This is a genomic window from Citrobacter sp. MGH100 (assembly GCF_001034465.1).
GTDB lineage: Bacteria > Pseudomonadota > Gammaproteobacteria > Enterobacterales > Enterobacteriaceae > Citrobacter > Citrobacter youngae.
Genome location: NZ_KQ089805.1, coordinates 47857 through 66251 on the forward strand (window position 1 = coordinate 47857; position 18395 = coordinate 66251).

Consider the following 18395-nt stretch of genomic DNA (forward strand, 5'->3'; position numbering starts at 1 on the left):
GATGCCTTTTTAAAGAAATCAGAATTAGACTTCTTCCATACGACCTAAAAGGGCATGCAGACGATCCTGCCAGCCGTTCTGCTGTTCTTTCAGGTTGTTGTTCTCACGCTCCAGCTCTTCACGCTGCTGCTGTGCAGACTGAACTTCCTGCGACAGTGAGTTGTTCTTTTCTTTCAGCTCTTCGATTTCCATCTGCAACAGCGTGATGGTATCAATCGCCTGCTGTACTTTTGCTTCCAGTTTCTCAAACACTTCTAATGACATCGTCATACCTCTCCTGAATTGCAAGGCGTTGATGGATAAAAATCCTCGTCCCGATAACCGGCGACGCCTTAATAAAAACGAGCGCACACTACTTAACACCGATTGTATGAAGCCGCGCCATCCCTGTCCAGCGGCATCCCGCGCAGATTGCGGTTTGCAACACTTTTAATCTTTGTCCTGGTGACACAACTGTCATAACTCTTAAGTGTTAACAGGATGATCGGTGAAATGATTCAGCTCACACTATTTTTGTATAACAAATACCGCGCAATGGCGCGAAAACGCTCATTTTGTTGATGGAGTACACACATTTTAATTTCGATATTTCTCGTTTTTGAGCGTTAACGATAAATTAACAGTGTGCCTACCGGCTCCGGGGATGTCAGTGACCTTCTCGCATACAATAAACATTAAACTCTTCAGGATCCGATTATGAGTCAAACATCAACCTTGAAAGGCCAGTGCATTGCTGAATTCCTCGGTACCGGGTTGTTGATTTTCTTCGGTGTGGGTTGTGTCGCTGCACTCAAAGTGGCCGGGGCTACTTTTGGTCAGTGGGAAATCAGTATCATCTGGGGTCTGGGGGTAGCCATGGCTATCTATCTGACCGCAGGCGTTTCTGGCGCACATCTGAATCCAGCAGTCACAATCGCACTATGGCTGTTTGCGTGTTTTGACAAACGCAAAGTCGTTCCTTTTATTATTTCGCAAATTGCCGGCGCCTTTTGCGCAGCGGCACTGGTTTACGGGCTTTATTACAATCTTTTCATCGATTTCGAACAAACGAACCATATCGTGCGCGGTAGTGTAGAAAGCCTCAATCTGGCAGGTACTTTCTCCACCTATCCAAACCCACATATCAATTTTGTGCAGGCCTTCGCGGTTGAAATGGTCATTACCGCTATTCTAATGGGGCTGATTCTGGCACTGACCGATGATGGTAATGGTGTACCGCGTGGTCCACTGGCACCGCTGCTGATCGGCTTACTGATTGCCGTTATTGGTGCATCCATGGGCCCACTGACCGGTTTTGCGATGAACCCGGCACGTGACTTCGGACCGAAACTCTTCGCCTGGATGGCCGGATGGGGTGAGATTGCCTTCACGGGTGGTCGTGATATCCCTTACTTCCTGGTTCCGGTGTTTGGCCCAATTACCGGCGCGATTTTGGGCGCATGGGCATATCGCAAACTGATTGGTCGCCATTTACCGTGCGATGTCTGCGCGATTGAAGAAAAAGACGCGGCGGCTAACACTCAACAAAAAGCTTCGCTGTAATGTGACTACGGGACAAAAATTATGACTGAAAAAAAATATATCGTTGCGCTCGACCAGGGCACCACCAGCTCCCGCGCGGTCGTAATGGACCACGATGCGAATATCGTTGCCGTTTCACAGCGCGAATTCGAGCAAATCTACCCGAAAGCAGGTTGGGTAGAACACGACCCAATGGAAATTTGGGCAACCCAAAGCTCTACGCTGGTTGAAGTTCTGGCGAAAGCCGATATCAGTTCCGATGAAATTGCAGCGATCGGTATTACCAACCAGCGTGAGACCACCATCGTCTGGGAGCGTGAGACCGGTAAACCAATCTATAACGCCATTGTGTGGCAGTGTCGTCGTACCGCAGATATCTGCGAAAAGCTCAAGCGCGATGGCATGGAAGAATACATCCGTAACAACACCGGCCTGGTGATTGACCCGTATTTCTCCGGTACCAAGGTGAAGTGGATCCTCGACCACGTAGAAGGCTCGCGTGAGCGCGCTCGTCGCGGCGAACTGCTGTTCGGTACCGTTGACACCTGGCTTATCTGGAAAATGACTCAGGGACGCGTACACGTCACGGATTACACCAACGCCTCGCGTACCATGCTGTTCAACATCCACTCCCTGGACTGGGATGACACGATGCTGGATGCGCTGGACATTCCGCGTGCCATGCTGCCAGAAGTGCGTCGTTCTTCTGAAGTCTATGGCCAGACCAACATCGGTGGTAAAGGCGGCACACGTATTCCTATCTCCGGTATCGCGGGTGACCAGCAGGCTGCACTATTCGGTCAGCTGTGCGTGAAAGAAGGGATGGCGAAGAACACCTACGGTACTGGCTGCTTCATGCTGATGAATACTGGCGAGAAAGCCGTTAAGTCAGAAAATGGGCTTCTGACCACTATCGCCTGCGGACCGACCGGGGAAGTGAACTACGCGCTGGAAGGTGCGGTATTTATGGCTGGCGCATCCATCCAGTGGCTGCGCGATGAAATGAAACTCATCAGCGATGCATTCGACTCTGAGTATTTCGCCACCAAAGTGAAAGACACCAACGGCGTATATGTTGTTCCGGCGTTCACCGGTTTGGGTGCACCGTACTGGGACCCGTATGCACGCGGCGCCATCTTCGGCCTGACCCGTGGCGTAAACTCCAACCACATCATCCGTGCAACGCTTGAGTCTATCGCTTATCAGACGCGTGACGTGCTGGAAGCGATGCAGGCTGACTCCGGTATTCGTTTACACGCCCTGCGCGTCGATGGCGGTGCGGTCGCCAACAACTTCCTGATGCAGTTCCAGTCTGACATTCTGGGTACCCGCGTAGAGCGTCCGGAAGTCCGCGAAGTCACCGCATTAGGCGCAGCATATCTGGCCGGTCTGGCTGTCGGCTTCTGGCAGAATCTGGATGAGCTGCAGGAAAAAGCGGTCATTGAGCGTGAGTTCCGCCCAGGCATCGAAACCACCGAACGTAACTTCCGTTACAGCGGCTGGAAAAAAGCGGTCAAACGCGCTCTGGCGTGGGAAGATCACGACGAGTAATACGTCATTGCCGGATGGCAACTTTGGCTTATCCGGCAATCTCTTCGTGCGGGGGCAACCCCGCACACACATCAATAATATCGTCCCCTCCCCTGTGCTACACTTCGCGCCATTCCTTTCAGCTACGAGTTTGCAATGAGACGAGAACTTGCCATTGAATTTTCACGCGTGACCGAAGCGGCCGCGCTGGCTGGCTATAAATGGCTGGGCCGCGGCGATAAAAATACCGCCGACGGCGCGGCGGTGAACGCCATGCGTATTATGCTCAACCAGGTCAACATCGACGGCACCATCGTGATTGGCGAGGGTGAGATTGATGAAGCGCCGATGCTGTTTATCGGTGAAAAAGTCGGGACCGGTCTTGGCGATGCGGTCGACATCGCCGTCGATCCTATCGAAGGTACACGCATGACGGCAATGGGTCAGGCAAACGCGCTGGCCGTACTGGCTGTGGGCGATAAAGGCTGCTTCCTGAATGCGCCAGATATGTACATGGAAAAGCTGATTGTCGGCCCAGGCGCAAAAGGGTCTATCGACCTGAACCTGTCGCTGGAAGCCAACCTGCATAACGTTGCCGCTGCACTCAATAAACCGCTGAGTGAGCTGACCGTAACCATTCTGGCCAAACCACGCCATGATGAAACGATCGCCGAAATGCAAAAACTGGGCGTGCGCGTCTTCGCTATTCCAGACGGCGACGTTGCGGCCTCCATTCTGACCTGCATGCCAGACAGTGAAGTTGACGTGCTGTACGGCATTGGCGGCGCACCTGAAGGTGTGGTTTCCGCAGCGGTGATCCGCGCACTGGACGGCGACATGCAGGGCCGTTTGCTGGCGCGTCATGACGTCAAAGGCGACAGCGAAGAGAACCGTCGCATTGGCGAACAAGAACTGGCTCGTTGCGCCGCCATGGGCATTGAAGCGGGCAAAGCGCTGCGCCTCGATGAAATGGCGCGTAGCGACAACGTCATTTTCTCCGCCACCGGGATCACCAAAGGCGATCTGCTGGAAGGGATTAGCCGCAAAGGTAATATTGCCACCACCGAAACACTGCTGATCCGTGGGAAATCACGTACGATCCGTCGTATTCAGTCCATCCACTACCTCGATCGCAAAGATCCGGATGTGCAGGCGCACATCCTGTAATTGATTTGATCAATAGAGCCTTCCAGCCCATATGGGCTGGAAATCTTTCGTCCAACGAACGAAGATAAGGCAATCAAAGCAGACAGGAGAAAACCATGGCAGATTGGGTAACAGGCAAAGTCACAAAGGTGCAAAACTGGACCGATGCCCTGTTTAGTTTGACCGTGCGAGCTCCAGTTCCTCCTTTCACTGCAGGTCAGTTCACTAAGCTTGGCCTTGAGATCGACGGCGAACGCGTCCAGCGCGCCTATTCTTACGTAAATGCCCCTGATAACCCCGATTTAGAGTTTTATCTGGTGACGGTTCCCGACGGCAAACTCAGCCCTCGTCTGGCAGCACTGAAGACTGGCGATGAAGTCCAGGTGGTGAGTGAAGCTGCTGGTTTCTTCGTGCTGGATGAAGTCCCCGATTGTGACACGCTATGGATGCTGGCAACCGGTACCGCTATCGGCCCATATTTATCGATTCTGCAGTTGGGCAAAGATCTGGACCGTTTTAAGAATCTGGTGCTGGTCCATGCCGCCCGCTATGCCGCCGATTTAAGCTATCTGCCGTTAATGCAGGACCTGGAAAAACGCTACGAAGGTAAATTACGCATCCAGACGGTTGTGAGCCGTGAAACCGCCGCAGGTTCATTAACCGGGCGAGTTCCGGCGTTGATTGAGAGCGGCGCGCTGGAAGCTGCTGTTGGGCTACCCATGGATACAGCAACCAGTCATGTGATGCTCTGTGGTAACCCGCAAATGGTACGCGACACGCAGCAACTGCTGAAAGAAACCCGGCAGATGACCAAACACCTGCGTCGTCGACCGGGCCATATGACCGCTGAGCATTACTGGTGAGGGCTTGCCGGATGGCGCTCACGCTTATCCGGCCTACGAGTCAGCTCTGTATTTTACGTCCTGCGTGTCCTTACCGTATTTATTTGCGTCCTGGGTGCCAACGAACGCGCCCAGATCGATAAGCATACCCACCAGAATCAGCGTCGGTACAAAGCGGCCTACCGCCCATTGCCAGACACCGGGCAATACTGCCCAGTTTCCGGCCAGCAGCATCCACGCCAGAATCATCAACAGCGCCCACGCTCCGGAGCGCCCCCGGTCATGCAGACGTTTTACTGTGACTGCAGCCGTCGGCCACAGCAGACAAACCAGACAAAATGCCGCCGTCTGGATATCGAGCAATTGTTTACTCGCCAGCGAGAACAGAACCAGCATCCCGACTATCCACAAGCCTATCCAAATCCAGAAATCACGGCGTCCAAGACGTCCTTTAAATGAGAATAACCACTGCTGTATGGTCATGTAAGTTCCTTTATTATTACCTTCCAGAACAGTTTACCCTTTTGACAAGCCCGACGGTTACCGTTTTAATCGTGAGCAGTGAGAATGAAAGGTACGATTGATGAAGCAAGGATTTACACTGTTTTTATTATTGTTTTCAGCCATGTCCGTGAATACAGCGGCGCTGGCGGAAGAGCCATCGACGGCAACCACGGCCCCCTATTTACTGGCGGGTGCGCCGACCTTTGACCTGTCGATTAGCCAGTTTCGCGAAAACTTTAATACGCAGAATCCGAAGCTTATTCTGAATGAGTTCCGTGCCATCGACAGCAGCCGCGATCGGGCAAATCTCACCCGCGCGGCCAGTAAAATCAATGAAAACCTGTATGCGTCTTCCGCTCTTGAACGCGGCACCCTTAAAATCAAAAGCATGCAGATAACCTGGTTACCCATTCAGGGGCCAGAACAAAAGACAGCCAAAGCGAAAGCGCTGGAATACATGACCGCCGTCATCCGCACCGTCGCACCGCTACTAACGAAGGAACAGAGCCAGAAAAAACTGCAAAAACTGCTCGCTGCCGGCAAAGGTAAGCACTATTACGCCGAAACGGAAGGCGCAATCCGCTATGTTGTTGCAGATAACGGCGAAAAGGGGCTGACCTTCGCTGTTGAACCGATTAAGCTGGCACTATCAGAAAGTCTTGAGAAGGCGAATTGATGACAAAAAGCAAAGCCTTTCCGCAGATGAATCTCTATACTGTTTCACAGACCATGCTGCCCTGACGGGCGGCCATCTTCCTTAATTCGCTGACAAGCGTGGAGAAATGAAATGCGACATCCTTTAGTGATGGGTAACTGGAAACTGAACGGCAGCCGCCACATGGTAAACGAACTGGTTGCTAACCTGCGTAAAGAACTGGCTGGCGTTGCTGGCTGTGCAGTAGCAATCGCTCCGCCGGAAATGTATATCGACCTGGCGAAACACGCCGCTGCCGGTAGCCACATCATTCTGGGCGCGCAGAACGTTGACCTGAACCTGTCTGGCGCATTCACCGGTGAAACTTCTGCTGAAATGCTGAAAGATATCGGCGCGCAGTACATCATTATCGGTCACTCTGAGCGTCGTACTTACCACAAAGAGTCTGACGAACTGATCGCGAAGAAATTCGCTGTGCTGAAAGAGCAGGGTCTGACTCCAGTTCTGTGCATCGGTGAAACCGAAGCAGAAAACGAAGCGGGCAAAACTGAAGAAGTTTGTGCACGTCAGATCGACGCAGTGCTGAAAACTCAGGGCGCAGCAGCATTCGAAGGCGTGGTTATCGCTTACGAACCTGTATGGGCTATCGGTACCGGTAAATCTGCAACTCCTGCTCAGGCTCAGGCTGTTCACAAATTTATTCGTGACCACATTGCTAAAGCTGACGCGAAAATCGCTGAACAAGTTATCATCCAGTACGGCGGTTCTGTAAACGCAGCTAACGCGGCAGAACTGTTTGCTCAGCCGGACATCGACGGTGCGCTGGTGGGTGGTGCTTCTCTGAAAGCAGACGCCTTCGCAGTCATCGTTAAAGCAGCAGAAGCCGCTAAACAGGCTTAAGTTGTTAAAGCGGGAGGAGCACTCCTCCCGCTGTATTAACTACCAGTATCCCAACCAGTGCCACCAGAAGGCGCCGGTCACACCCCAAATGGTCAGGTTGACCACACTCATCACCAGCCCCGTTTTCCACCACTCCGCCAGCGTGACATAGCCCGAACCAAAGATAATAGGCGCAGTACCCGTGCCATAGTGCGTCAGTGACATCATCAAGGAGGAGGAGAAGCCCAGCATCAGACCGAGCAGCGCCGGTGGAGCACCGAGGCCTAATCCGGCAGCAAAGAAAGCCGCGAACATGGCCGTGATATGTGCAGTGGTACTGGCGAAAAAGTAGTGTGAATAGACATAAAGCAGGATCAGCAGCAGCGTGGCGATACTCCAGTGCACGCCGAGATGGTCAATTGCGCTACCAACACTCGTCGCCAGCCACCCCACCAGACCCAGTTTGCTCAGGAAATCCGCCATCATAACCAGTGCGGCAAACCAGACTATCGTATCCCATGCACCGCGGCATTTAAGGATATCGTCCCAACTCAATACCCCTGTCACTAACAGAACAGACAAGCCAATGAGCGCCGCGCTGGTGGGGTTAACGGCCCAGGTACTGCCCATCAGCATGGCAGGAACACCTGCCCACAGGCAGAGCAGCAAAGCGAAAACCGCGAGGGTGATTTTTTCAGCCAGCGACAACGGACCGAGTGCCCCCAGCTTTTCCCGGGCAAACTCTGGCGCATTCGGCGTGCGTGTAATAGCGGGCGGATAGAGCCACCAGATGACAATAGGCATCACGCCCAGTGAGACAACGGCAGGAAGAAGCGCCGCAATCGCCCACATTCCCCAGGTCATATTCAGCACCCCATCCGTCCCTTTGGTCAAGAAACTCACAATAAGCGGGTTTGGCGCGGTAGCGGTAATAAACATTGCCGAACTGATCGGGTTAATGTTGTAGTTCACCAGAGCCAGATAACGACCTGTAGCACCGTTCTCTTTGTCACCGGGTTGAGAACCCAGACTTTCCGCAATCGCCCGCATCACTGGGTGAATAATACCGCCGCCGCGTGCGGTATTGCTTGGCGTAACGGGTGCGATCAGCGTTTCTGCCAGCGTTAGCGCCCACGCGATACCCAACGTTCTTTTGCCAAACAAAGCAATAAACCCATAGCCGATACGCGCGCCCAGCCCCGTTTTCAACAGGCTTTGCGACAACATAATCGAGATGCCGATCAGCCAGATAAGCTGGTTGGAGAAACCACTTAACGCATCGCTCAGCGCCGCGGTGGGTTTACCGGGATGCGTCACGCCGGTCATGGCTACCAGCATAATTGCCACAATCGCAATCGCGCCGATAGGCATCGCTTTACCAATAATTGCCGCGATAGTACCGATAAATAATGCCAGCAGATGCCACGCCTCGGGGGTGACATCTGCTGGACATGGGATAACAAACCAGATGGTCAGCGTAATAACAATCGAGATGATGGCAGGCCAACAGCGGATGGGGGTCAATCTGTCCATGAATCAATCCTTGAGTTTCCAGCACGCAATTATGCGCTCAGGTATTAACCAATATCGGTGCGCATAATACAATTCACCCACTCACAAAACAAAAAATTAACATTCTGATGCAACTATAATTTCCCCAACACGCTAAACCACAGATAATCCAGCGGCAGCAGTATCAGATACGTTGCCGCCGCCAGCGCGATACACAGCAGCATTCCAGCTCTTGCCGGTACTTTTCCTAACGCCATTGCCACCACAATCGGTGATGCCTGATACGGCAATAGCGGTGTGGAATAGCCCAGTACCTGAATCATAATCACCGAGAGTAGCGGGAAACCGGTCGCATCTGAAAAGCTTTGTGCCAGTGTGGTATACAGTGCCGGAACGCCGTTCGCCGTCATGATGAAATTGAGCGCGGTGGTAATGCCGGTCAATGCAAGGAAGCTGGTAAACGGTTTGTCCGCATCCAGCGGCATCACCTGTAACAGCGCCTCGCCTACCGCGCTACCGATACCGGTCTGTGTCACGGTGATGGCCAGCCCCAGAATACCCGCCACGTAAATGCAGGTACGGATATTCACCCCACTGGAAAATTCTTCGCCATTAATAAATCCTACGCGCGGCAACAGCGTAATCACCGCCGCCACCAGCCCGGTCCATGCCGGCCCCACACCATGCCAGCTTTCGCTGACCCACAGAAACAGCACCACCGCTAACATCCAGGCCAGACGTTTTTCATCACGACTCATTGGCTCAGGTGGCGTCAGATCGCGCGGAGCATGAGGTTGGCCGGGAAACAGCCAGCAGATAAGACCAATAAGTACCGCGCCTTTTAGCCAACCCAACACGGGCGTATGCAGCAGCAAATAGGGAAGATAATTGAGGTGGATGCCGTAAGAGCCTTCCGCAGCGCCACTCATCACCAGGTTTGGTACGTTAGCAGGTAAGATCGTGGCGGAAAGCTGGAACGTCCCAAACCCAACGGCCAGCGCCAGACCATACCAGGCGCGCGTGCCGTCGTTAATTCCAGCCCGTTTCGCCATCGCCGCGACAATCGGCATCAGCAGCGCAATACGTCCCATGTTGGACGGCATGACGAACGCCAGCGCATAACTCAATAGCACTACGCTTGCGACCATTAATGGCCAGGAGTCTGTCAGCCTTGACGACAATGCCCTCGCCGCCCGGTCCGCCAGCCCCGTTTTACGAATTGCGATACCCAGCACAAAACCACTGAAAACCAGCCAGAACGCCGATGAGGCAAAGCCACCAAAGATGACATCCGGTGGCGCGATTTTGGCCACCATCGCCACGGAAAAGAAAAGCAGCGCCGTGATAAATTCCGGCAACAGCGACGTTGCCCAAAGCAAAATGGTGACGCCGACCACCAGAGAGGGAATAAACAGAGGGTGTGTAAGCCAGAGCGACATGCCTGTCTCCTGTTGTTTTTTTCAACAAGAATACGGGGACAGGCATGCGGAGTAAACGCCAGATTAGGTGGGGTTAACGCAGAATATCACATTGATGATCCTGAATTTCCTCAGCGGAGGCGAGATTGAGCGCCAGCAGATTGCGCTGGGTCGCCAGCAGAACAAAGGATTCGTCGCTTTGACGCACCATTGCAAGGGCGTAGCGGCCCATATGCTCGCGCGCATCCGGCACCTCCTCTGCCAGCATCATAAACGGGCTGCGTTGCGCCAGTTCATTTTCCGTGACGCGGCGCGCCAGATATTCATGCCCGCGCAATCCGCCGGGCAATGGCAACCAGCGAGTGCTGATTTCCGCTATATTATCATCCAGTTGCGTTCTGACGTCGGTTCGCAGACAGGAGATATGAATATGCAAATGATTTTGCGTACGTCCGCTACGCGAGTTAATGGTCAGCGAGACCGCTTTGTCAGGGATTTCGTGCCCGTATTTTTGGCTCATAAAGCTGCGCGCCTGCCAGGCCAACCAGAAAAAGTTCGGCGTGCCTGATTTCAACAGCAGTGGGCTTTCCGTACCATTGATACGGTAAGTGGGCATCAACAGATATTGCAGCGGACCGTTTCGGTCTTTGAATACCACATATCCGGCATCGGGTTTAACTTCAGTACACGGCGCGGGATCGTGCTGCTGCAATTGATGTGGCAGGCATTGTTCAAGGACTATCTGGCGTAACGCGTCCGGGTTACCGCTAAATTTCCAGTACCCAACGCCCGCAGCGGCGGCAACCACCATAACCGCCAGTAAAAGATAACCTGCTTTTTTCATTACGCGTTCCCTGTATCCCATTGAGGCGCAAGAGTAACGCAAAACGATGACAAATAAAAAACCCGGTCGCGCTAAGCCACCGGGTCGGTAAATCACAGACTTATTTAGCGTTTGCTGATCTGGTCGAACGTACCGCCGTTAGAAAAGTGCTCTTTCTGCGCTTTCGTCCAGCCGCCAAACTCTTCGTCGATGGTGAACAGCTTCAGCTTCGGAAATGCATTTTCGTATTTCTTCGCGACGTCTGCATCACGTGGACGATAGTAGTTTTTCGCTGCAATTTCCTGACCTTCCGGAGAGTAGAGATACTTCAGATAAGCCTCTGCCACCGCTTTGGTGTCTTTCTTTTCCACCACTTTATCGACGACGGAAACGGTCGGCTCCGCGAGAATAGATTCACTCGGCGTCACTATCTCGAATTTATCTTTACCCAGTTCGTTCGTTGCCAGCAGCGCTTCGTTTTCCCAGGCGATCAGCACATCACCGATACCGCGTTCTACGAAGGTATTGGTTGAACCACGCGCACCGGAATCCAGCACTTCAACGTTTTTAAACAGTGCTTTGACGAAGTCCTGCGCTTTGGCCTGATCGTTGTTGTTGTGGTGCAGGGCATAGCCCCATGCCGCCAGATAGTTCCAGCGTGCGCCGCCTGAGCTTTTCGGGTTTGGTGTAATCACTGACACGCCCGGTTTGATCAAATCGTTCCAGTCATGAATTTGTTTGGGGTTGCCTTTGCGGACCAGGAACACGATGGTGGAGGTGTAAGGCGCGGAGTTGTCCGGCAGGCGCGTAATCCAGTTTTTATCGATACGGCCACGTTCAGCAATGGCATCCACGTCGTATGCCAGTGCCAGCGTCACGACATCGGCTTCAATGCCGTTGATGACGGAAGTCGCCTGTTTACCCGAACCACCATGCGACTGGCGGATCACGACGTTGTCGCCCGTTTCCTGCTTCCAGTGCGCGCTGAAGGCTTTATTGTACTGCTCGTACAGTTCACGCGTTGGATCATACGATACGTTAAGTAACTGAATATCCTTTGCCAGTACGCTGGTCGATGCCAGCAATAATGTTAACCCTACGCCCCATTTGTTCATCGCCCAGCTCTCTTATGTGATGTTGTGATGAGCAAAGCGTGCCAGAAAGGCATCCAAACATTAAAGAATAAAAAAAGATTTGCTATAACCCTGGGGAATAAATGAGGAAGGTTGTACCGGATGACGGCTTACGCCTTATCCGGCCTACAAGAGTACACGCTGTAGGCCCGGTAAGCGAAGCGCCACCGGGCAACCAAAAACAATCAGTACAGTTTTTTCGCGCAGTCCAGCCAGTCACCTTTGAACGGACGCTTCATGTTTTCGATAGCGTCGATGATGTCGTGGTGAACCAGCTGCTCGTTCTGAATACCGACACAGCGACCGCCATGACCTGCCAGCAGCAGTTCAATAGCATATGCGCCCATACGGGACGCCAGAATACGATCGTAAGGAACCGGAGAACCACCACGCTGGATATGACCCAGTACGGTAGAACGCGTTTCACGGCCCGTTTCTTTCTCAATGTAATGTGCCAGTTCATCAACATCACACATGTGCTCAGTGATCGCTACGATGGCGTGTTTTTTACCTTTTGCGATACCGGCTTTGATTTCAGCAACCAGATCATCACGGCTAAATTCAACTTCCGGAACCACGACAAATTCACAGCCACCGGCAATTGCTGCAGCCAGGGTCAGGTCGCCGCAGTAACGCCCCATCACTTCAACGATGGAGATACGCTGGTGAGAAGAAGAAGTATCACGCAGACGGTCAATCGCTTCGACGACGGTACCCAATGCGGTGAAGTAACCGATGGTGTAATCAGTACCTTTAATATCGTTGTCGATAGTGCCCGGCAAGCCGATGCACGGGAAGCCCATTTCAGTCAGGCGTTTTGCACCCATGTAAGAACCGTCACCACCAATAACAACTAATGCATCGATGCCACGTTTCTTCAGATTTTCGATAGCCACTGCACGCACATTTTCGTCGCGGAATTCCGGGAAGCGAGCAGAACCGAGGAAAGTACCACCACGGTTGATCATGTCGGACACGCTGTAGCGGTCAAGCTGGACCATACGGTCTTCATACAAACCCAGGTAGCCATCATGGATCCCCATGACTTCCAGTCCTTCCGTTAACGCTGCACGTACAACACCACGGATTGCTGCGTTCATGCCCGGCGCATCACCGCCGCTTGTCAACACACCGATTTTCTTAATCATGACTACCTCTGAACTTTGGAATGCAAAATGAAATCTGCTGCCGGAAGTCGATTCCGCATATCGAAACGATCCAACGAATATGCAGATAGTATAACAATCACTTCCTGCTGAATTGATTCAGGTCAGGCCAAATGGTGGTAATTTATACACAAAATGCTGGCCCGGCTCACTTTTTTACAACGAATTATGAAAGCTCAAACATCTTGCCTTCCTTGGGTACGACTGAACAGGGATCCTGGTGAATAATCACATCCGATCCCGGGAAACGCCGTAAAATTGCCTGCTCCACCTGCTCAGCCACTAAATGCGCCTGAACGAGCGGCAGATTATCTTCCATTTCCAAATGAATCTGAATAAAGCGGGTCGGCCCTGACTGCCGCGTGCGAAGATCGTGAGCGCCGCTGACACCGGGCCATGACGTCACTATATCAATAATTTCCTGACGTTCCTCATCGGGTAAGGCGCGATCCAACAAGGATTGCACTGCCTCATACCCCATGCGTAATGCACTATATAAAATATAGATGCCAATCCCGAGCGCAAACAAGGCATCCGCACGATGCCAACCGTACCAGGCCAGTCCAAGCGCCACGAGAATCGCACCGTTCATCATAACATCAGACTGATAATGAAGCATATCTGCCCGTACAGCCTGACTTTGCGTACGTTTCACCACCCAGCGCTGAAACGTGACCAGAATGATTGTACACACTAACGCAATGATGGTGACCACCACCCCAACGCCAGGATCTTTCATCGGCGTCGGTTGGATGAGATGCTGAATCCCGGTCAGGAATAAAAACAGCGCCGAACCGGAAATAAACATGCTTTGCGCCAGCGCCGCCAGCGATTCCGCTTTTCCGTGTCCGAACGTATGTTCATCATCGGCCGGTTGCAACGAATAGCGCACCACCAACAGGTTAGTTAACGACGCCGCGATGTCCACCAGAGAATCCACCAGTGCAGCCAGAATACTGACCGAACCGGTGTACCACCACGCAAAAATTTTGATCAAAAGTAACAGCGATGCCATCACGGTAGCCGCGATTGCCGCCCGGCTAACCAGCCGCCCATAGGTTTGATTCATAAACACTCCTGCCAGGATATGCCGCTAGTATAACGGATGAAGTAAAACAGTCAGGCAATAACCGAGTGACAAATTTGGGGCCCCCACACATCATGTGAAGGAAGACAGGGATGGAATGTTGTAGCAATACATAACACACTTAAATTAAAAATTTATTCTAATAAAAAATCTACATTACGGCCTATCTTACAGCCGGATCAGCATGACCCATACGTCACCTGAATACGTTTTATTCTGAATTTTTAAGACCTCTCTATAACTCTTCCAATGCTGATTTACTTTAGGTGTACGATAAACACTCAATCAACATATCTTGAGGGATTAAGATGGCGTATTACCCTAATTCTATTGACTGGAAACCGATCCAGGAAGGAGGTCTGCGTAGGCTAAGGCTTGGCGAGATAAATCTTGCAAACTCGCTCTTTGGCTTCAGCGTTCTTTACCATCAAGTTTGGGTTCATCTGGAAAGTTATCTTCCTTTTGATAGTCAAAACCCCGGCCAGGCGATGACGCCTAACGGCGAAATGTGGTTTAGAAAAATAAAATATGAAGATGATTTCTCAATGCCAACAAAACAGCCAACTCCAAATGCCCAGCATCTTTTTTTACATGAAATGATGCATGTTTGGCAGCACCAATATGGAATGTGGGTGCGAACACGCGGAGCGTTCTCATGGGCAGCTGATTATACATACAGCCTAAATGAGAAAAACTTACTTGATTACGGACTGGAGCAGCAAGCATCCTTAGTCAGCGATTACTGGTTGTTAAAGCATTATGGGTTTGATGGGCATAGCGATCTGTATGTTTACCGTGATTATGACCCAGAGGAACCGGTGCTGGAGTTAATTCAGAAATATGAAAAGGTACTAGGGGACTTTCCGATATGAAGAAATCGATCATTTTTCTCCCTTTGCTTTTATTTCTTGCCGGGTGCCCTGGGAAAGATAGAGAGGGTGCAGAGTCCGGCGAAAGACGGGCGATCTACGTAGACGGGAATCGTGTTTGCTTTACCACTGATAAAAACGATGTGTTAAACCGCTATATTCTGTCAACTAATGGTAGAGAAAATAAAAAATTATTAGTCGGCGATTTTAAGCATCTCACCTACCCAAGAACCTGCTTTACGGTAAATTTAGAAAAAGGGTTAGTGTATGGTGCAAGCTACACCTTAAATGGAAAAAATCACTACTACACCTTTATCATTACCAATGATGGTACTGTGTTGGATTTAGGAAAAAGCTGAGCATTATTATCAGATTACACGGCTCTACATAAATGCAGTCAGTCACACATAACAAAAACGTTTATAAGCTCCAAATATCTTCTGTAAGTGGCTGCTTATCTTTGGTAATTCGCTGTAATTTTGGGCAAAAAAAACCCCCACATCATGTGGGGGAAGACAGGGATGGTGTCTATGGCAAGGAAAACAGGGTTACTACTGGGAACGTGAGTTGCTACTACTCAATAAATTTAACGATGAGCTTTGTTTCCAGTGCGCTACGTCGCGCAGTTGCTCCATTCGTTGTTCATGTTTCTCATTTAAAACCGCTTGCTGCTCGGGCGTTAACAGGCGATACATCTGGTTGCGGACCCTGGCTATTTCAACCTGGCGGGCAACCTGTTCTTGTGCCATTTTTTCTGCCTGAGCGCGCACAGCGCTTTCATCAAATTTCTCTGCGGTGACAAGACGATGCATTGTCTCCATTTCGCTAACATTAACAGGAGGCTGTTCGTGTCTTGCCTGCTGCATTAAATCTCGCATCTGTTGACGTTGATGTTCGGTTAAACTGATACCGTCAAACATGTGGCTCTGTACGCTGCGCTGCGAGGAGCCTTCACCCAGGTGCCAGTGATCGCCTGTGACGACTTCAGCTGCATGGCTCAAAGTACTGAGTGCCAGCGTTGAGGCCATGACGGCAGCGGTAACTTTGCCCATCACTTGCTCCCAAAATCTTTTCTGTCGCGATTCAACGAGAGACAGTTTACGATTCGGGCTGCAAACATGCGTCAGGGGGTGTAAAACAACGTAAAGTCATAGATTAGCGACGCCTGATGACGTAATTTCTGCCTCGGAGGTACGTAAACAATGAATAAAATCCTGTTAGTTGATGATGACCGAGAGCTGACTTCCCTGTTAAAGGAGTTGCTCGAAATGGAAGGTTTCGATGTGCTGGTTGCCCATGATGGGGAGCAGGCACTTGAGCTTCTGGATGACAGCATCGATTTACTTTTGCTCGACGTCATGATGCCGAAGAAAAACGGCATCGATACACTGAAAGCGCTTCGCCAGACACACCAGACGCCCGTAATCATGCTGACCGCTCGCGGCAGCGAATTGGATCGCGTACTCGGCCTTGAGCTGGGCGCGGACGACTATTTACCCAAACCGTTTAATGACCGCGAACTGGTCGCGCGTATCCGCGCTATTCTGCGCCGCTCTCACTGGAGCGAACAACAGCAGACCAGCGATAATGGCTCGCCGACGCTGGAAGTGGATGCGTTAAGTCTGAATCCGGGTCGCCAGGAAGCCAGTTTTGATGGGCAAACCCTGGAGTTAACCGGCACCGAATTCACCCTGCTTTATTTACTGGCACAGCATCTCGGCCAGGTAGTTTCTCGTGAACACCTGAGTCAGGAAGTGCTGGGCAAACGCCTGACGCCGTTTGACCGCGCGATCGACATGCACATCTCGAACCTGCGCCGTAAGCTGCCAGAGCGGAAAGACGGGCACCCCTGGTTTAAAACCCTGCGTGGTCGCGGCTACCTGATGGTCTCCGCTTCATGATAGGAAGCTTAACCGCACGCATCTTTGCCATCTTCTGGTTAACGCTGGCGCTGGTGTTGATGTTGGTACTGATGCTGCCCAAGCTCGACTCACGCCAGATGACCGAGCTACTGGACAGCGAGCAGCGCCAGGGGTTGATGATCGAGCAACACGTTGAAGCTGAGCTGGCGAACGACCCACCCAACGATCTGATGTGGTGGCGTCGCCTGTTCCGTGCTATCGACAAGTGGGCGCCGCCAGGACAGCGGTTATTGCTTGTCACTACAGAAGGACGTGTGATCGGCGCAGAACGCAACGAAATGCAGATCATTCGTAACTTTATTGGTCAGGCTGATAACGCTGACCATCCGCAGAAGAAAAAATACGGTCGCGTTGAGATGGTCGGGCCTTTCTCCGTCAGAGACGGGGAAGATAACTACCAGCTGTATCTCATTCGACCAGCCAGCAGTTCACAGTCTGATTTCATCAACCTGTTGTTTGACCGGCCACTGTTGCTGCTGATCGTCACCATGCTCGTCAGCTCACCGCTGCTGCTTTGGCTGGCATGGAGCCTGGCGAAACCGGCGCGTAAGTTGAAAAACGCGGCGGATGAGGTGGCACAGGGTAACCTGCGTCAGCATCCGGAACTGGAAGCCGGCCCGCAGGAATTTCTGGCGGCAGGTGCCAGTTTTAACCAGATGGTGACCGCGCTGGAACGCATGATGACCACGCAGCAACGCCTGCTGTCGGACATCTCTCACGAGTTGAGAACGCCACTAACACGTTTGCAATTGGGGACTGCGCTGCTGCGCCGTCGTAGCGGTGAGAGCAAAGAGCTGGAGCGCATTGAAACAGAAGCACACCGACTGGACAGCATGATCAACGACCTGCTGGTGATGTCACGTAATCAGCAGAAAAACGCACTGGTCAGTGAAACGGTGAAAGCTAATCAGCTGTGGGGCGAAGTGCTGGATAACGCCGCCTTTGAAGCTGAGCAGATGGGTAAATCACTCACGGTGAATTTCCCGCCGGGTCCGTGGCCGCTGTACGGTAACCCAAATGCACTGGAAAGCGCGCTGGAAAACATTGTGCGCAATGCCCTGCGCTATTCACATACGAAGATTGAAGTTGGCTTCGCGGTGGATATCGACGGGATTACCATCACCGTGGACGACGATGGCCCAGGCGTAAGCCCTGAAGACAGAGAACAGATTTTCCGTCCGTTCTATCGTACCGATGAGGCGCGCGATCGCGAGTCTGGCGGAACAGGTCTGGGTCTGGCGATTGTTGAAACCGCAATCCAGCAGCATCGTGGCTGGGTGAAGGCCGAAGACAGCCCGCTGGGTGGTTTACGGCTGGTAATTTGGTTACCGTTGTATAAGCGTTCCTGAGTCTCTCTGTGTTGCCGGATGGCGGCGTAATGCCTCATC

Annotated in this window: 19 protein-coding genes; 10 read left to right on the forward strand and 9 right to left on the reverse strand. The window is 52.0% G+C overall.

Features of this window, described 5'->3' with window-relative positions; all coding sequences use genetic code 11:
• Positions 1–24 precede the first annotated feature (24 nt).
• On the reverse strand, positions 25–270 hold the full coding sequence (gene zapB, locus SK32_RS22990) for a septal ring assembly protein ZapB (RefSeq protein WP_019077914.1): 246 nt from the start codon (positions 268–270) through the stop codon (positions 25–27).
• 426 nt (positions 271–696) lie between these two features.
• Between zapB and SK32_RS22995 the strand changes: the two genes are divergently transcribed.
• The 4 genes from SK32_RS22995 to fpr all read left to right on the forward strand — a co-directional run bounded on the left by SK32_RS22995 (position 697) and on the right by fpr (position 5060).
• Positions 697–1542: an MIP/aquaporin family protein gene (locus SK32_RS22995; RefSeq protein WP_048213998.1), complete on the forward strand. Its 846-nt coding sequence runs from the start codon at positions 697–699 to the stop codon at positions 1540–1542.
• Positions 1543–1563: 21 nt separating this feature from the next.
• Entirely contained in the window at positions 1564–3072 is a 1509-nt protein-coding gene (gene glpK, locus SK32_RS23000; protein WP_048213999.1) for a glycerol kinase GlpK, read from the forward strand.
• Between the two features lie 135 nt (positions 3073–3207).
• Positions 3208–4218, forward strand: coding sequence for a class II fructose-bisphosphatase (glpX, locus tag SK32_RS23005; protein WP_003840506.1), 1011 nt, complete (start codon positions 3208–3210; stop codon positions 4216–4218).
• Positions 4219–4313: 95 nt separating this feature from the next.
• Complete coding sequence (gene fpr, locus SK32_RS23010) at positions 4314–5060, forward strand: ferredoxin--NADP(+) reductase (protein ID WP_048214000.1); 747 nt, start codon at positions 4314–4316, stop codon at positions 5058–5060.
• A 33-nt stretch (positions 5061–5093) separates the two neighbouring features.
• On the opposite strand, the gene SK32_RS23015 is transcribed toward fpr, so the two are convergent.
• Positions 5094–5522: a DUF805 domain-containing protein gene (locus tag SK32_RS23015; RefSeq protein WP_048214001.1), complete on the reverse strand. Its 429-nt coding sequence runs from the start codon at positions 5520–5522 to the stop codon at positions 5094–5096.
• Between the two features lie 100 nt (positions 5523–5622).
• Here SK32_RS23015 and SK32_RS23020 point away from each other — a divergent pair, with 100 nt between their 5' ends.
• Positions 5623–6219: a YiiQ family protein gene (locus SK32_RS23020; protein WP_048214002.1), complete on the forward strand. Its 597-nt coding sequence runs from the start codon at positions 5623–5625 to the stop codon at positions 6217–6219.
• 111 nt (positions 6220–6330) lie between these two features.
• Complete coding sequence (gene tpiA / locus SK32_RS23025) at positions 6331–7098, forward strand: triose-phosphate isomerase (RefSeq protein WP_003028783.1); 768 nt, start codon at positions 6331–6333, stop codon at positions 7096–7098.
• A 39-nt stretch (positions 7099–7137) separates the two neighbouring features.
• On the opposite strand, the gene SK32_RS23030 is transcribed toward tpiA, so the two are convergent.
• The 6 genes from SK32_RS23030 to fieF all read right to left on the reverse strand — a co-directional run bounded on the left by SK32_RS23030 (position 7138) and on the right by fieF (position 14198).
• Positions 7138–8610: a DASS family sodium-coupled anion symporter gene (locus tag SK32_RS23030; RefSeq protein WP_048214003.1), complete on the reverse strand. Its 1473-nt coding sequence runs from the start codon at positions 8608–8610 to the stop codon at positions 7138–7140.
• A 113-nt stretch (positions 8611–8723) separates the two neighbouring features.
• Complete coding sequence (locus SK32_RS23035) at positions 8724–10028, reverse strand: SLC13 family permease (protein ID WP_048214004.1); 1305 nt, start codon at positions 10026–10028, stop codon at positions 8724–8726.
• A gap of 73 nt (positions 10029–10101) precedes the next feature.
• The gene (locus SK32_RS23040) at positions 10102–10851 is read right to left on the reverse strand and encodes a CDP-diacylglycerol diphosphatase (RefSeq protein ID WP_048214005.1); all 750 of its coding nucleotides are present in this window, start codon (positions 10849–10851) and stop codon (positions 10102–10104) included.
• 104 nt (positions 10852–10955) lie between these two features.
• Positions 10956–11945, reverse strand: a complete 990-nt coding sequence (gene sbp / locus SK32_RS23045) for a sulfate/thiosulfate ABC transporter substrate-binding protein Sbp (RefSeq protein ID WP_048214006.1) — start codon at positions 11943–11945, stop codon at positions 10956–10958.
• A 203-nt stretch (positions 11946–12148) separates the two neighbouring features.
• On the reverse strand, positions 12149–13111 hold the full coding sequence (gene pfkA, locus SK32_RS23050) for a 6-phosphofructokinase (RefSeq protein WP_003028778.1): 963 nt from the start codon (positions 13109–13111) through the stop codon (positions 12149–12151).
• 184 nt (positions 13112–13295) lie between these two features.
• A complete protein-coding gene (gene fieF / locus SK32_RS23055) occupies positions 13296–14198 on the reverse strand; it encodes a CDF family cation-efflux transporter FieF (RefSeq protein ID WP_048214007.1) in 903 nt (300 codons plus the stop codon).
• A 326-nt stretch (positions 14199–14524) separates the two neighbouring features.
• On the opposite strand from fieF, the gene SK32_RS23060 reads away from it, so the two are divergent.
• Positions 14525–15088, forward strand: a complete 564-nt coding sequence (locus SK32_RS23060) for a hypothetical protein (protein ID WP_048214008.1) — start codon at positions 14525–14527, stop codon at positions 15086–15088.
• Positions 15085–15444, forward strand: coding sequence for a putative T6SS immunity periplasmic lipoprotein (locus SK32_RS23065; RefSeq protein ID WP_048214009.1), 360 nt, complete (start codon positions 15085–15087; stop codon positions 15442–15444). The genes SK32_RS23060 and SK32_RS23065 overlap by 4 nt, the downstream gene beginning before the upstream one ends.
• A 192-nt stretch (positions 15445–15636) precedes the next feature.
• Here SK32_RS23065 and cpxP read toward each other — a convergent pair whose 3' ends face one another.
• Positions 15637–16137, reverse strand: a complete 501-nt coding sequence (gene cpxP / locus SK32_RS23070) for a cell-envelope stress modulator CpxP (protein ID WP_005121753.1) — start codon at positions 16135–16137, stop codon at positions 15637–15639.
• 150 nt (positions 16138–16287) lie between these two features.
• Between cpxP and cpxR the strand changes: the two genes are divergently transcribed.
• Positions 16288–16986 (forward strand): envelope stress response regulator transcription factor CpxR, encoded by a 699-nt coding sequence (gene cpxR / locus SK32_RS23075; protein WP_048214010.1) that lies wholly within the window; start codon positions 16288–16290, stop codon positions 16984–16986.
• Positions 16983–18356, forward strand: a complete 1374-nt coding sequence (gene cpxA, locus SK32_RS23080) for an envelope stress sensor histidine kinase CpxA (protein ID WP_003840485.1) — start codon at positions 16983–16985, stop codon at positions 18354–18356. Before cpxR ends, cpxA begins: the two co-directional genes overlap by 4 nt.
• Positions 18357–18395: the final 39 nt, after the last annotated feature.